11 protein-coding genes are annotated in these 14,780 nt (G+C 40.0%); 6 read left to right on the forward strand and 5 right to left on the reverse strand.

What is annotated here, in order from left to right; genetic code table 11:
- Nucleotides 1-203: 203 nt before the first annotated feature.
- Nucleotides 204-1,397: an AGE family epimerase/isomerase gene (locus tag N483_RS19260; RefSeq protein WP_023399102.1), complete on the forward strand. Its 1,194-nt coding sequence runs from the start codon at nucleotides 204-206 to the stop codon at nucleotides 1,395-1,397.
- The gene (locus tag N483_RS19265) at nucleotides 1,394-2,344 is read left to right on the forward strand and encodes a carbohydrate kinase family protein (RefSeq protein WP_023399101.1); all 951 of its coding nucleotides are present in this window, start codon (nucleotides 1,394-1,396) and stop codon (nucleotides 2,342-2,344) included. The genes N483_RS19260 and N483_RS19265 overlap by 4 nt, the downstream gene beginning before the upstream one ends.
- 49 nt (nucleotides 2,345-2,393) lie before the next feature.
- On the opposite strand, the gene N483_RS19270 is transcribed toward N483_RS19265, so the two are convergent.
- Entirely contained in the window at nucleotides 2,394-2,648 is a 255-nt protein-coding gene (locus N483_RS19270) for a hypothetical protein (protein WP_023399100.1), read from the reverse strand.
- A gap of 100 nt (nucleotides 2,649-2,748) precedes the next feature.
- Between N483_RS19270 and N483_RS19275 the strand changes: the two genes are divergently transcribed.
- Nucleotides 2,749-3,843: an MBL fold metallo-hydrolase gene (locus N483_RS19275; RefSeq protein WP_023399099.1), complete on the forward strand. Its 1,095-nt coding sequence runs from the start codon at nucleotides 2,749-2,751 to the stop codon at nucleotides 3,841-3,843.
- A 177-nt stretch (nucleotides 3,844-4,020) separates the two neighbouring features.
- On the opposite strand, the gene rnd is transcribed toward N483_RS19275, so the two are convergent.
- The 3 genes from rnd to N483_RS19290 form a co-directional block, all read right to left on the reverse strand.
- A complete protein-coding gene (gene rnd / locus N483_RS19280) occupies nucleotides 4,021-5,151 on the reverse strand; it encodes a ribonuclease D (protein WP_023399098.1) in 1,131 nt (376 codons plus the stop codon).
- A 51-nt stretch (nucleotides 5,152-5,202) separates the two neighbouring features.
- Nucleotides 5,203-6,852: a long-chain-fatty-acid--CoA ligase FadD gene (gene fadD / locus N483_RS19285; RefSeq protein ID WP_023399097.1), complete on the reverse strand. Its 1,650-nt coding sequence runs from the start codon at nucleotides 6,850-6,852 to the stop codon at nucleotides 5,203-5,205.
- Between the two features lie 122 nt (nucleotides 6,853-6,974).
- A complete protein-coding gene (locus tag N483_RS19290) occupies nucleotides 6,975-7,847 on the reverse strand; it encodes an alpha/beta fold hydrolase (protein ID WP_023399096.1) in 873 nt (290 codons plus the stop codon).
- 129 nt (nucleotides 7,848-7,976) lie between these two features.
- On the opposite strand from N483_RS19290, the gene N483_RS19295 reads away from it, so the two are divergent.
- Nucleotides 7,977-9,269 carry an alkaline phosphatase gene (locus N483_RS19295; protein ID WP_023399095.1) on the forward strand — a complete coding sequence of 431 codons (1,293 nt, stop codon included), beginning with the start codon at nucleotides 7,977-7,979 and terminating at the stop codon, nucleotides 9,267-9,269.
- 146 nt (nucleotides 9,270-9,415) lie between these two features.
- Here the strand turns inward: N483_RS19295 and N483_RS19300 are convergent, their stop codons facing one another.
- Nucleotides 9,416-10,261, reverse strand: a complete 846-nt coding sequence (locus tag N483_RS19300; RefSeq protein WP_023399094.1) for an alpha/beta hydrolase — start codon at nucleotides 10,259-10,261, stop codon at nucleotides 9,416-9,418.
- 1,154 nt (nucleotides 10,262-11,415) lie between these two features.
- On the opposite strand from N483_RS19300, the gene N483_RS19305 reads away from it, so the two are divergent.
- Both N483_RS19305 and N483_RS19310 read left to right on the forward strand, forming a co-directional pair.
- Nucleotides 11,416-11,793: a hypothetical protein gene (locus tag N483_RS19305; protein ID WP_023399092.1), complete on the forward strand. Its 378-nt coding sequence runs from the start codon at nucleotides 11,416-11,418 to the stop codon at nucleotides 11,791-11,793.
- A 669-nt stretch (nucleotides 11,794-12,462) separates the two neighbouring features.
- The gene (locus N483_RS19310; protein WP_023399091.1) at nucleotides 12,463-14,055 is read left to right on the forward strand and encodes a S8 family serine peptidase; all 1,593 of its coding nucleotides are present in this window, start codon (nucleotides 12,463-12,465) and stop codon (nucleotides 14,053-14,055) included.
- The last annotated feature ends 725 nt before the right edge of the window (nucleotides 14,056-14,780 follow it).

Genomic DNA, 14,780 nt, shown 5'->3' on the forward strand with positions numbered 1-14,780 from the left:
CATTGTTACAAGAAAATCACAAATGTTTTATTGGATCGTTCCATTATTTTTTTGAAGATGCTAGAGTAAACGCATAAATGAAAAACAACGGTTGATGCACTTCCCTGAATTAACAAAGCTAAAAGAACAACGTTTTGATTCAAAAAGACGCTAAGCTTGTTATGCATTTACCGCTACGCGATTAGAAAGTGGAGCACGAATTTATGTCGCTAGATTTTAAGAGTAGAGAGTTTTTACAGCAACATATTGATAAAACGATGGATTTTTATCACCCCAAATGCGTAGACAGCCAAGGTGGGTTTTATCAATTCTTTAAAGATAGTGGTGAAGTTTATGACCAGGCAACTCGACACCTAGTTTCAAGTACACGTTTTGTTTTCAATTATGCAATGGCATATATCCATACAGATAAAACAGAATATTTAGATCTAGCACGTCATGGGCTTGATTACCTTGAAAATGTACACAAACAAGAAAACGGTGGTTATGCCTGGCTGATTGAAAACGGTGTGGCCACTGACCTTACCAACCACTGCTATGGGCTTGCTTTTGTACTTTTAGCCAACGCAATTGCGCTCAAAGCGGGCATAAACTCAGCTACTGACACCATAGAGCGTGTATGGTCACTGCTAGAAGACAAATATTACGATACACAGTTCGAGCTATATTTGGACGAGTTTGATGCAAGCTTTGAACAAGCAGATAAATATCGTGGCCAAAATGCCAACATGCATATGTGTGAAGCGCTATTAATGTGCTTTGAAGCGACCAACGACAACAAGTTTTTAGAAAGAGCCTATACGCTCGCTCACAATATGACTGTTCGCCAAGCAAAACTGGCTGACGGACTGATTTGGGAGCACTACAACACAAATTGGGAAATTGATTGGGATTATAATAAAGACAACCCGAAACATTTGTTCAGACCGTGGGGTTTTCAGCCAGGTCATCAAACTGAATGGACCAAGCTGTTGTTAATTCTCAACAGACACAAGCCTGAATCTTGGATGGTAGAAAAAGCCAAGTTTTTATTCGACCAAGCACTAGATAACGCGTGGGATGAAGAAAATGGCGGAATTTGCTACGGATTCGCGCCGGATAAATCTATCTGCGACGGCGACAAGTACTTTTGGGTTCAAGCAGAAAGCTTTGCGGCTGCTGCGCTTCTCGCAATTGAAACCAATGACGAAAAGTATTGGCAGTGGTACGACAAAATTTGGCAATACAGCTGGCAACACATGGTTGATCATAAATATGGTGCGTGGTACCGAATACTAACACAAGACAATCGTTCATATAGCGATGAAAAAAGCCCCGCAGGTAAAACCGATTACCATACCATGGGCGCATGTTACGAAGTACTTAGAGCTTACAACATAAGTGAGAAAAGCCAATGAGTGTAGTTTGTTTTGGCGAAGCATTAATTGACTTCTTATCCGATGGCGGCACGCCTGAGTCATTTACAAAATATGCTGGCGGAGCCCCCGCTAACGTCTCTGTTGCAGTGGCGAAACAAGGTGTGGACAGCGCATTTTGTGGCATGTTAGGAGACGACATGTTCGGCCATTTTCTCAAAGAAGAGTTATCTCACCAACAGGTAAACACGCAGTATGTTAAGTTCACGAAAGAAGCAAAAACGGCCCTAGCGTTTGTATCATTGGATGCTGATGGTGAGCGAAGCTTTAGCTTCTATAGGCCACCTGCTGCTGACTTATTGTTTCGTGCAGAACACTTCGAATCTGAGATGTTCGAGCAGGGAAAAATACTGCATGTTTGCTCAAACAGTTTGACCGAAAAGAATATTTATCTAAGTACGGTCACCGCGATGGAACAAGCTAAAAACCATAGTCTGATCAAAAGCTTTGACATGAATTTACGAGAAAATTTATGGCCATCCATGAATCATTGTTTGGATAGAGTTTGGCACATCATGACTCAGGCAGATATTGTTAAGCTTTCTAAGGAAGAACTGGAGTTTTTAAACACCCATGCGCACCCTTCACAAGATGAGCAAACAACGATTGAAGCCATTCTCAATAGTCGCGTAAAACTGTTACTCATTACAGATGGGCCGAATGATATCCGCTATTTTAGCAACCAATTTTCTGGTTACATTACTCCTCCAAAAGTCAACGCCGTTGATACAACTGCTGGAGGAGATGCTTTTGTCGGCGGTTTGCTTGCAGAGTTGTCCAGAAAGCTAGAGTCAACTACGTTCAACGAAATAGCCAATAATGAGGCACACGTTTTAGATTTAGTTAATTTCTCGGCTAAATGCGGCGCATATGCAGTGACTCGATATGGCGCGTTTGCTTCATTGCCAACAAAGCACGATATAGGCTAGAACATTTTCCTAAGTGTGAGACAGGCTCAAGGAAGAGCCTATTTAGACTTTAAAGGTGTGCTAGATATTCACTGTAAAACCAAAATACAACTGGGCTGCAAATCACCCACCCCACCAAAAAAGGTTTGAAAAACCCGATCCGTTTAGCATTGAGCTCCTCAACAATAGACTGAAACTCAGATGGCTTGTAAGGAAACACTTTTCGATACATTTTAAAGATTGCGAGCCCTATTAAAAACGGTACTATTATTAAAGCAAAAAACACTAATACAGCGTACCAAGTTTCATCTGACACTCGTTCCATAATACTCCCGTCGCGGTTTAACATTGAATAAGACAAGCTATGTTCAGTCAATGTCAGAATAGAGACAGATAGCTATAATTACAACAAGATTTGAATACCCATGATAAACAAATACCTACCATTGCCTATGTGCATCTTACTCGCAAGCTGCACCACACCAAACAATGTCAACCGTCTAGCACCATCTCAAGAGATAAAATATAAGTCTACTGAAGGATATACACATCAATTTGCTAACAGCTATAAAATGCCAAAGGCCTACCCCCATACCTGCGAAGAAGATTGTTACCCTAAAAGCCCGTATATTGAATGTCAAAACGACATGGAAACATGTCAATACATCGGAAAAAATCCCGCTTTATCTATCGATGAAGAGCGCACTTTTGACGTAAAATGGTTAGGACATGCCAGCTTTTCAGTAACAACCCCCACTGGGGAAACCATTTTGATTGATCCTGTAACAGGACAATTCGATTGGCCAGTAGATTGGGCATTTGTTCACCTTGCGGGTGGGTTTTATCGCAATGAACCAACCGCTTACCAAAAACAAACTTTAAATGATGCCAAAGCGGTCGTGTATTCACATATTCACTACGATCATTTTAGTAAATCTGATATTGAAAAAATCGGTAATCAACCTACCTACCTTACTCCGTTAAACTTTGCTGATTATTTTCCAACTGGCGGGTACAATATTGTTGAAATGCCTTGGTATACTCAATATGGCGTAGGAAAGACTGACGTTCATTTTGTTCCAGCACACCATTTCAGCAATCGTTTGGTTGTGCCCATGATAACCAATGATGACGATGAAACCTTGTGGGGGGGATGGGTATTTAAAAGCGCGGACAGACAACTGTTTTTCGCTGGTGATACAGGGTACTCAGGACACTTCAAAGACATTCATGCACAGTACGGCGATATGGACGTATGCCTCATTCCAATTGCATCATACCATCATGAAACACACGGCAAATGGTATCGTAATGTTCATTTAACACCCGAAGATGCGCTTTTAGCAGCTAAAGAGCTCAATTGTGGCGTTATGATCCCATGGGGTCACGGCAACATGAGCTGGAAAATGGGTGATCATACTTCTCACTCTGCGCTATTTAGGCTACTTCATATGAAAAACCAGCTAAAAAGTACAACACCACTGTATATTTTAAATGAGGGCGAGCAGGTTAAGTTATAGTTGTGTATCGTAATGCTTGCGAGTATTCATGATTCGCTATCAATAGCAGTCCGGTTGAGATTTAGTGGCTCATATTTGAAAGGATAGATGTGTGCTTGCTGATAAATAGAATTTAAATGTAAAAGGCACTGTGACAGTGCCTTTTACGCGTTTATATAGATTATTCAATTAGAAGGCTTAAATTTCCCACTTTTTAAGCGCATCACCAATAATTTCTTTGCGCCACCCTTGGAAAAGATCGGGTTTAATCATCACTTGGCGCTGTGTGTCGGTAAGCTTCCAATTCCAGCTTATGACCTGGTTAATTTGTTTTTTAGACGCGATCACATCAACTGGTAAATTGCGCTCTTTCGCAACTTGGCTGATGTCAGATTTAATCTCTTTCGCTGCCCTTTTATACTGCGCGAAATCAATTAAACGCTTAACTTTGGCCGGTAGTGCATCTTCTTCAACGGCCCTGCCCGCTTCAATACATGCTAATATTTCTTTGCCAGAACGGTTCACTTCCATCGCTTCAACTTCAGGAATATTACGCATACTTGCTAAAGAGGAGGGTCGCCTTTTAGCAATTTCAACCATATTGAGCTCTTTGAGTATAAAGTTTACCGAAATATTCTTTTTTTCAGCCTTATTCATACGCCATGCAGCCAGCTCTCTCAATACCGCCAGATCTCGACTCCGAAGTTGCCATACATTTTTTATGTTAAGATAAATGTATTCGTCAGGGGTTCTGAACGCGCGCTTCTTAGCAATAAGTTCGCTTTCTGAAATCACGATGTCAAACAGTTGCTTTTGTTCTATCTGCACAATGATTTTTTCAAAACAGGGTAATAAGTAAAATACATCAGCCGCAGCATATTCTAGTTGTTTATCCGACAAAGGACGTTTCAGCCAATCTGTGCGAGACATACTTTTATCTATTTCAATATCTAGCAATGATTTGACCATATTGGCAAAACCAACGCAGTTGCCTTCACCTAAAAGTTGCAAAGCAAATTGAGTATCAAAAAGGGGCGCTGGCACTATACCTGCAAAATTTTGAAATACTTCAATATCTTCCGAAGGAGAGTGGATCACTTTAATCACATCAGGTGACGTAAATAGTGCCCACAACGCTGAGAAGTCCATATCTACCAAGGGGTCTATTAACGCCAAATGCTTACCATCATAGACCTGCAATAAGGCATTTTCCGGGTAAAGCGTTCTTCTACGCATAAACTCGGTATCGATTGCCAAAACTTTACTATCCGAAATGAGGCTTACAAACTCATCTAACTCAGCTTGGTATTGAATAAACTGATACTGCACATTGACTCCTTCGCATTTAGCGAAAAAAAACCGGCTGCTGCCGGTTTTTTCTTATTTTAACGCCCTACGTAATATTTTTCCTACGTTTGTCTTTGGTAGTTCATCTCTGAACTCAACCATTTTAGGAACTTTGTAGTTTGTTAGGTTTTCACGACAATGCGCTATTATATCTTTTTCTGACAAAGATTGATCTTTTCTTACAACAAAAACTTTTACTTGCTCTCCACTTACCTCATGAGGTACACCAATAGCGGCAACTTCAAGAACGCCATCATGGCTAGCAACGACTTCTTCAATTTCATTTGGGAATACATTGAAGCCAGAGACCAAGATCATGTCTTTTTTACGATCAACAATATAAAAGAACCCTTCATCATCATAGGTCGCTATGTCTCCAGTAGCGAACCAGCCGTCTTGCAAACAATCGGCTGTGGCATCAGGTCTGTTGTAATAACCAGCCATGACTTGCGGGCCTTTAACCAACAATTCACCAGGCTCACCTTTTGGTGCTTCCTCACCATTTTCAAGCACAACTTTTAAATCCGTGCTAGGTGCAGGTAGACCAATCGAACCATTGTAACCTTCTAGGTCTAGCGGGCAAATTGTGACAAGCGGCGCACATTCAGTTAGGCCGTAACCCTCAAGCAATCGAGAGTTGGTCACAGACTGCCACTTTTCAGCTACAGGCCTTTGCACCGCCATACCACCACCTAAAGACACTTTTAGGTTTGAAAAGTCTAGTTGTGCAAAGCCTTCAGTGTTGAGTAGTCCATTAAATAAGGTGTTTACACCCGTAATGACCGTAAACGGATACTTAGCCAAATCTTTAACAAACCCTGCCATATCTCGAGGGTTTGTGATTAGAATATTATGACCGCCGTATTTCATAAATGTCAGGCAATTCGCAGTGAGCGCAAAGATGTGATAAAGCGGTAAAGCTGTAATAACGACTTCTTTGCCCTTATCTAGGACTTTGTCCAAACAGCCCGACACCTGCTCTAAATTCGCAACCATATTCCCATGGGTCAGCATTGCACCTTTCGATACACCGGTAGTTCCACCAGTGTATTGTAAAAAAGCCAAATCAGTTTGGCTAACGTCTGGCTTTTTGTAGCTATTGGGATCTGCGTTCATTACCTGAGCAAACGGAATAGCCGAAGGTAAATTATAAGCAGGTACCATCTTTTTAACTTTCTTGACGACAAAATTCACTAAGTGCTTTTTAACACCACCAAGCAAATCTCCTATCTGCGTCATCACTATGTGTTTCACAGGTGTCGAAGGCAAAGCCTTTTCTAGAGTACTAGCGAAGTTAGCTAGAATAAAAATCGCTTTTGCTTCTGAATCATTCAGCTGGTGCTCCAACTCACGAACCGTATACAGAGGGTTCACATTTACAACCGTGCAGCCCGCTCTGAGCACACCTAAAATGGTGATCGGCGTTTGAAGTAAATTCGGCATCATAACCGCTACTTTATCGCCTTTTCCAAGTTTTAGCGTATTCTGAATATAACTTGCAACTGCTTTAGTCGCATTGTCTATTTCTTTATATGTCAGTGTTTTGCCCATATTTGAATAAGCGGGTAACTGAGCATAGTTGGTAAAACATTCGTCTATTAGTTCTAGCAGCGAGTTGTAGTGCTCTGGATCAATCGTTGCCGGCATGCCTTCTGGATAGCGTTTTAGCCAGATTTTTTCCACTCTTAGCTCCTGTATTCTCGTTCTTTTTTTACACTTACCTTAAAGCAAATAAGGCACTTAAACAATTGAGTAATTACTCTAACTAAGGGATATTCCCATATTTAAAGCAAACTTACAATCAACTAGGCACTTGCTTTTTCAATATGAGAGACGATCTCTTTCAATATTTCTTTTGGGTATTGCATATGACAGTGATGCCCTCCTTGAACTTCAGAAACACTAAGCATATCAAAACATGGAAGAAATTGTTTCATGTTATCACGCATTTGAGCATATCCTTCATTTGGTAAGATAAGCATAGTGTCTACTGTAATTTTATCTAATAAACTCATCGCTTGTTCTTGACCTAACCTAATCGTAGAGGGCAATTTCAATTTAGGATCAGAGCTTAACGTGTATCTGCCCTGCTCGCTGATGATTGTACGCGCCATTAATATTTCTGCGATGTCATCACTAAACTTGCCGACCGTGGCCCTTGTTCTAACCATTGATTGTCTATCATCAAACCAACGCTTTGGTTGCGCAGCAAGTTTTTTTCTCTCTTCAAAAGCTTTAATCAAGTTTGATTTCACATGCTCAGGGCTTTGATATACGAGTCCTATGCCATCAATTAAGCTCAATGACTGCACCATATTTGGGAAAGTGCTAGCCAGCAAATTTGAAATAAACGCCCCCATTGAATGACCGACAAAGTGTGCCTGCGGCAAGTTTATTGCGTCCATAAATCGCATCACATCGTATATATAGTCAATAAAATAGTATTGTGCATCCGCTGACTTCCACTTTGAACGACCATGGCCTGGCAAGTCGACCAGATACCAAGTATGCGTTGCTAAGTGTTGTTCCGTTAAGAGCTCTGCCATAGGCTTAAAACTATTACTGTTATCCAGCCAACCATGCAAACACACCACCTTATTGGGACCATGGCCAACTTGCTGCCATGCAAAACCTTCGCAAAAATAGTCTTTCATCTCATTTTTTTTATTAATCGACATTTATTGATATTCTTCACAATCACATTTAGTTAAGATCATACGCGATAAAACTTAAGCGTTTAAGGTAATAATTATATCAATTATTACAAAACTCGTTTAAACCAAACACGGGAAATCAAAGGAAAAACTATGTCACGCAAAATTTCGGCAGTTGCAGCGGCTATCTCTCTCTTGGCTAGTAGTCAAATTTACGCTGCACCAAAAAATATCATATATATGATAGGTGACGGTATGGGTCCGGCATACACAACTGCGTATAGATACTACAAAGACGATAAAACAACAAAAACTGTAGAACCAACTGTGTTTGACTCGATTTTGGTTGGCATGGCACATACTTATCCAGACGACAACACGGTTGTTACGGATAGTGCAGCAGGAGCAACGGCGCTAAGTACAGCTATTAAAAGCTATAATGGTGCAATCGCGGTCGACACAAAAAAGAAGCCGTTAAAGACCATGTTACAAATGGCAAAAGAAAACGGAAAAACCACAGCGCTAGTCGCTACCTCACAGATAAACCACGCAACCCCAGCTAGCTTTGCAGCACACAATGAGTCTCGTCGTAATTATGATGAGATTGCAGACGACTATATTGATGTAAAGGTTGCAGGTAAGCTGCCTGTTGACCTTATGCTCGGGGGGGGTACCAAGTATTTTATTCGCGAAGACCGTAATATTGTTTCTGAATTTAAACAGGCTGGCTATCAGTATATTGATGATTTAAATCAGTTAAATACTATTGAATCAATTCCTGCTATTGGACTTTTTGCTGAAAAAGGCATGCCTTACGCAATCGATGAAAGCCCATTGCGCCTAACGGATATGACTAAAAAAGCACTTTCTTTGTTGAACAAAGATAAAAATGATAAAGGCTTTTTTGTCATGATCGAAGGAAGTCAAATCGACTGGTGTGGTCATGCTAATGACATTGCGTGTGCCATGAAAGAAATGGAAGACTTCGCACAATCGATTGAGTTGGCCAAAGCGTATGTTGACAATAACCCGGACACGCTACTCGTAATAACAGCTGACCACTCAACAGGAGGTTTAACTCTTGGAGCTGACGGCGATTATAAATGGGAAAGAGATGTCGTAGCGAATGTGAAAAATTCAGTAAAAACAATTACCAAAAAGCTAAAAGATAGCAAAAATATTGAACGTGATTGGGTGGCACTGACTGGACTAGAATACTCTGAAGAAATAGCGAAAAAGCTCAATGAGGCAAAATCTAGCGGCGACAGAGCGATTTTTGACGTCATCAATGGATTCATCAATAAAGCAAGCTATACAGGGTGGACTACCGGTGGCCACACAGCAATTGATGTACAAGTATTTGCCCACGGTAAAGGTCGTGAACACTTTATTGGCTCACAAAATAATACCCAAATTGCTGAAAAACTAATTTCTTTTATCGAGTAATTAGTTTTTTAGTATGAAAGTTTGGCGGTATGAAGGCCGCCAAACTTGATCATAAACTCGATTTTTAGCTGCTTTTTATTCAAAAGATAAAGTACATAGCCAACAAAGCTATTAAACTGATATTTTTCATGCCCCTCCAGTGACCGCTAGATCTTGTTGAGAAACTCGTCGTATGCAGCACGTACCTGCTTATTGTCGAACATTTTGTAGTGACCAGCCTCTTCAGATATCACTATCTGTTTATCTATACTTTGGCTTGCGTCGTATAATCTGTGTGACAAAGATACTGGTGTTTGCTTGTCTTTTCCTCCACCTATCACCAGAAGTGGACCCTGATAATAATCGCTGAGAACTTGCGCATTATTGACTGAAAAAAACACGTCATCGACCTGCACATCAACTAACATTTTTTTGTACCAAGGAATGGCTTCGTCTATCCAACCGGCAACGTTTGTCGCCGATCCTTGCATCACTAGGCCATCAATTGGTTTGCTCTTGGCAACCTGTGCCGCAACAAAACTACCAAGAGAAAAACCGTGAACAATTAACTTTTCAGCACCCAGTTCACTTTTACTAAACTCATAACTTAATTGCGCATCACTGATCAAGGTTGAAATCGTGGCAGTTCCATTGCTAGCGCCTAGGCCCCTGCGGTCAAATACGACAATATCATAATCGTACTTAACAATATCGATAAGTTCAGAACTCACTGATTTTTCGACGCTCATGCCATTGCCGGGAATATATAAAATGGTGTCTTTCGTATTTGCGTGGTCAAAGTGCAGACCGTGCAATACGACAGCCTCTCCATTAACTTGAATTGAAATGGGTTTTATTTCATGGTGGGGCGTCCTAGCATTCAGATTTTCAACAAAGTCATTAGTATAAACAGTCACTGACTCATCTTGGCTAATAAAGTTTGATTCCTTAATAGACACCGAGCACCCCGTAAGCGCCGTTACAAGCCCCAAGGCTAACATCGTTTTTTTCATCATCCTGTCCTTATTATTCTTTGGCGATGGAGCGAATAATTTAGCAGAAATAAGTAAGCTGTTGTCAGCCCCAACTTGTAACTAAAAATAACTGACTCATACAAATTCCTGAACTAGAAATTGTGGTTATACTCAACAACCAATGAGTAATGCTTTTCATGGTAATACTTTGAAAAATGCCAAGTAAATGAAACACGATTGTTTTTACTTGGAAACCAGCTAGATTATTAGCTCGGTTTCAAATATAGACGTCGATGTAGACCACTCCGTTCGTTAAAATAAAAATAAAGCGGCCAGCAAGAATTGAACTGAGTCGTTGGTCATGGCCTTTTCATCTACCATATTTTGGCTTATGAAATATCTACATAATACTAGGTTTTTCAACTTGTTAGCATTTTAAACCTCGCTATGCGACTTAAATTACCTAGGCCAGTGTTCGAAAGCGAAAATGCGGCTCACCCGGTTTTAGCCTAATGAGAATATTCAAAGGTAAGTTATATGCTCAACCTCCAATTCGAAATATTTTGAACGGGTATTATTCATGCCCAAAGTTGTGCCCCCTTCTATCACTCCGTTCATGTTTCATTAACTCAGAGTCTTTAATGTAAATTGTTTTCCTACTTGATGCGCACTACTGACATACAGATACATCGACAAAAAATTGGCGAACACGCTAACATGAAACACCGAAACACCAAGTAACAAATAAGCAACAAAAAAACAACGATGGTTTTTCTCGGCGTTTGAAATTTCTAAATTACTTTCGGTTTATAAAGCTAAACGCAAAAAATATGAAATTTATAGCTCATAAAATCAGACAGTTAAAATGAAAAGATATTAAATTCCAATCAATACCCGTGATCAGGAATAAAATAAATTGATTTTATCCCGTTTCTGCCCTGCCCGCCTTTACCAAAGCACTACAAACATTAAAAAATAAGAAGACAAATCATCAATATCGAAAAAATAAGAATAAACCACCTTTAATAAAAATGGATAATTTATCTACTTAATAAGAAAAATACGGATGCTTAATAATTAAAAAAAGGAAAATTCAAGAAAATTACCCTCTATTGACTCAAACTAGAATTATTTACTACCTTGTTATTGCGCTGATGCGCCACATTAAAAATATCAATAAACAGGAAACTAAAATGAAAACTACATTAAAAGCTCTTACACTAATTGCAGGTACTTTATTTGCGGGTTCAGCTTTCTCTGCACAAGTTGTATGTGATGTATATCCTAAAGGTGGTAACAGTCATTCATGGGGTAATGGAACTCAAAACTGTACGGCCTTTGACTACTCTTTCGGTAGTTCAACTTCAGGCCGTTTTTACCTAAAGGATGTGTCAAAGGAAATTTCAGAGGTTCGTTGGGAAGGTATTGCAAGATGTAATGGTGGTACTAGCTGTAGTGTCACAGTAAGAGCTTATTCAAGCAGCAATACAGCATCTGCACTTATCCTTTATAAAGATGGTACATGGGAAAGAACGAATACAGCCAGAGCATCTTACGAAACAGGTCACTAAAATTTAGGCCTATTGAGTGACAGCAGCGTCCAACCTAGATTTAACGGACGCTGCCTACTCGTTACTCATAAAAAACACCGAAGCTACCGATTTTTTTGATATTTTGAAAAATACAACGCAAGTTTAAAATATAGCGCTAATCTGGATCACAGTTTCCGCGTGCCCCTCAGTGCACCAAATAGACAAATACTGGTTCCCGCTATTGCTATAGTTATTTTGCCCCTCCAGGTGACTTCTATTCCATTGTGTTTGTTCTAACACATCCACTATTGAGCATATGTGCGAACTACTACGCCGAATTCTTCACGGAAAAATCAACCCCACCCAAGCCATTAACCTAATTTTAACAATCAAATTGTAATTTTGGCTCATTATTAAAATTTTTCATGTTGATAAAAAGTGCATATTTAACAACGGCTTTTAGGTTAAATTTTGGCCATTCAAGGTGTATCTAGTCGAAGTTTAATATGTTTCATAGTTGCGGTTAGACCGTTCCAAGTGTAAGGTTGTTTAAAAAACACACAACATGTAACTGATATGTTTAACTGACGTCAATTTTATGAAATTGAAAGAGTAGTTAAACCACTTTTATGCTCTGTTTTTTAGTGCTGATGTTTAAGTGAGTTATCAGTTCAAAACAACCGTAACTAAAGACAACAAGGAACAAACATGAGTATCAAGCGATTTAAACTTTCTACAGTAGCAACCATCATGGTATCGGCAATGAGTTTTCCAACTCTGGCGGACGCCCCAGTACTTCAAGAGCAACAACTAAAGCAGCTAAGCGCTCTTAAATTAGAGGAAAAATCACCAACCAACAATCGCTACATTATTAAATTTAAAAGCGAAAAAACAGCCGAAAAAAGAGTTTTCAACGACTTTATTGCCATGAACTTCCTGTTTACAGCAGGTGCTGAGCCACTATTCTCGCTCAATGGTCAACAAGCTATGGTTGCCGAGTTAGATGAGTATAGCCTAGAAACATTACGAGGCTTGTCTTCTATCGAGTCGATAGAGATTGACCCGAAACGTTTTTTGTTCGATGCCACTAAATCTGATGGCGTAATTAGCCCTTACGCACAAAGTACGCCATACGGTATCAATATGGTGCAAGGACACTTGCTGTCTCAAAATAATACCTCAGCAAGAAAAGTTTGTGTTATTGACACAGGCTACAATCTAGGACACCCAGATTTACCTTATGGTAACGTCACAGGTATCGCGAACAATAACGCCGTTGGTAGGTGGAATAATGATGGAAATGGTCACGGAACACACGTTGCAGGTACCATTGCAGCCGAAAACAACAGCCAAGGTGTGGTTGGTGTTTATCCTGGTGTAGACCTTCATATCGTCAAAATTTTTAACGATAATGGCCAGTGGACACATGCGTCGAACCTCATTAACGCTATCCAACAATGTAAAGACGCAGGATCTCATGTTGTTAATATGAGCTTAGGCGGAGGTAACTATTCGAGCAGTGAAAACACTGCGATGCAAAACTTCGTTAATGGCGGCATGATGCTTGTGGCAGCAGCAGGCAACGACGGAAATAGCTCTAAGTCATACCCAGCATCTTACAATTCGGTGATTTCGGTAGCGTCTGTAACTTCAAGCGAATCTCGCTCATCTTTCTCTCAATATAATGATCAAGTCGAAGTTGCGGGGCCTGGATCGAATGTAAACTCAACTTATCCAACTAACACTTATAGAAGCCTAAGTGGTACATCGATGGCATCGCCTCATGTTGCAGGCGTAGCTGCACTCGTTTGGAGCCATCATACTCAATGTACAAACCAAGAGATCCGCGCAGCAATTAATGCGACAGCAAAAGACAAAGGTGCCGCTGGCCGTGACAATTACTATGGACACGGCATCGCCCAAGCGAAAAGTGCATCAGACTACCTTTCTGCAAATGGCTGTCAAGGTGGCGGAGATCCAGGCAATCCTGGCGGTGTTAAACCAGTAAATGGTTCTTTGCCAAACTTGCAAGGTAATCAAAATGGTTGGACCCACTACACATGGAATATTCCACAGGGAGTTAAAGAAATGAATTTGGCGATCACTGGGGGCACAGGTGATGCAGACCTTTACGTGAGATACAACGCTCAACCAGACGCCAACAACTATACTTGCCGCCCATGGAAAAATGGCAATGAAGAACAGTGCTCATTTACCAATCCAAATGCGGGTACATGGCACATCAGCCTATATGGTTACAATAATTTCAACGGTGTAACTTTGAACTACTCATATAAATAAACACACCTAAAGTGAGGCTAACCTCACTTTAATGCTGTAATAGAGTCGGAATTGAATACGCCGACTCTCTTCCACCCAGGTGAAATAAAATTGTGAAGATTAGATAAAATATAGCAACAATAAAACAACTAACAGAATCAGTATTTGAAAAGCCTATTACAAACCATTCATAATAATAAAATATTTCAATACTGCCTAACCAAGGCGTTCAGATCCCACGAATTCACTACACAAAATTCAACCCTACTGATAAAGACAGTAAATTCTTAGAAATAATTAAAATCTTTATTAATATGAACTTAGATATAACAATTGATAATACATGCTATATGTGCGCATATTTCGAACCAACTACTGAATACCTATACAGTCACTTTATTCTTTGAGTTAAAACCACCTCTCTTTTGTATATTTTCTATTCCATTAGATAGCAAGATCTTTGATAAGTTAATAAACATTGCGCTATAATGGCCGCAACAATTGCAAAAATCAAAAGGGTTCTTCTTAGTTACATGGCTAGCTCTAGGAGCTGTGGCTTAAGCAAACGAGAAGAATAAAACACATTGCTTTAAGTACACAGGATGAATGTCCTATGGATACTCTATTTTGTGCTTAACAACGTCAAAAACCTTTTTAACGATGATTTGGATAGACTAAAACGTGGTACTTCAACACACAATGCTGTTACAGACTCAAGAAACGACCTTGGTCGATAAACTTTTGAG

Source organism: Pseudoalteromonas luteoviolacea NCIMB 1944 (assembly GCF_001625565.1).
GTDB classification, from domain to species: domain Bacteria; phylum Pseudomonadota; class Gammaproteobacteria; order Enterobacterales; family Alteromonadaceae; genus Pseudoalteromonas; species Pseudoalteromonas luteoviolacea_F.

Coding starts and splice junctions, on each gene's coding strand:
- N483_RS19275 (WP_023399099.1), top strand. CDS start 2,749: ATGATAAACAAATACCTACCATTGCCTATGTGCATCTTACTCGCAAGC.
- N483_RS19270 (WP_023399100.1), bottom strand. CDS start 2,648: ATGGAACGAGTGTCAGATGAAACTTGGTACGCTGTATTAGTGTTTTTT.
- N483_RS19290 (WP_023399096.1), bottom strand. CDS start 7,847: ATGTCGATTAATAAAAAAAATGAGATGAAAGACTATTTTTGCGAAGGT.
- N483_RS19260 (WP_023399102.1), top strand. CDS start 204: ATGTCGCTAGATTTTAAGAGTAGAGAGTTTTTACAGCAACATATTGAT.
- N483_RS19295 (WP_023399095.1), top strand. CDS start 7,977: ATGTCACGCAAAATTTCGGCAGTTGCAGCGGCTATCTCTCTCTTGGCT.
- N483_RS19265 (WP_023399101.1), top strand. CDS start 1,394: ATGAGTGTAGTTTGTTTTGGCGAAGCATTAATTGACTTCTTATCCGAT.
- N483_RS19305 (WP_023399092.1), top strand. CDS start 11,416: ATGAAAACTACATTAAAAGCTCTTACACTAATTGCAGGTACTTTATTT.
- N483_RS19300 (WP_023399094.1), bottom strand. CDS start 10,261: ATGAAAAAAACGATGTTAGCCTTGGGGCTTGTAACGGCGCTTACGGGG.
- N483_RS19310 (WP_023399091.1), top strand. CDS start 12,463: ATGAGTATCAAGCGATTTAAACTTTCTACAGTAGCAACCATCATGGTA.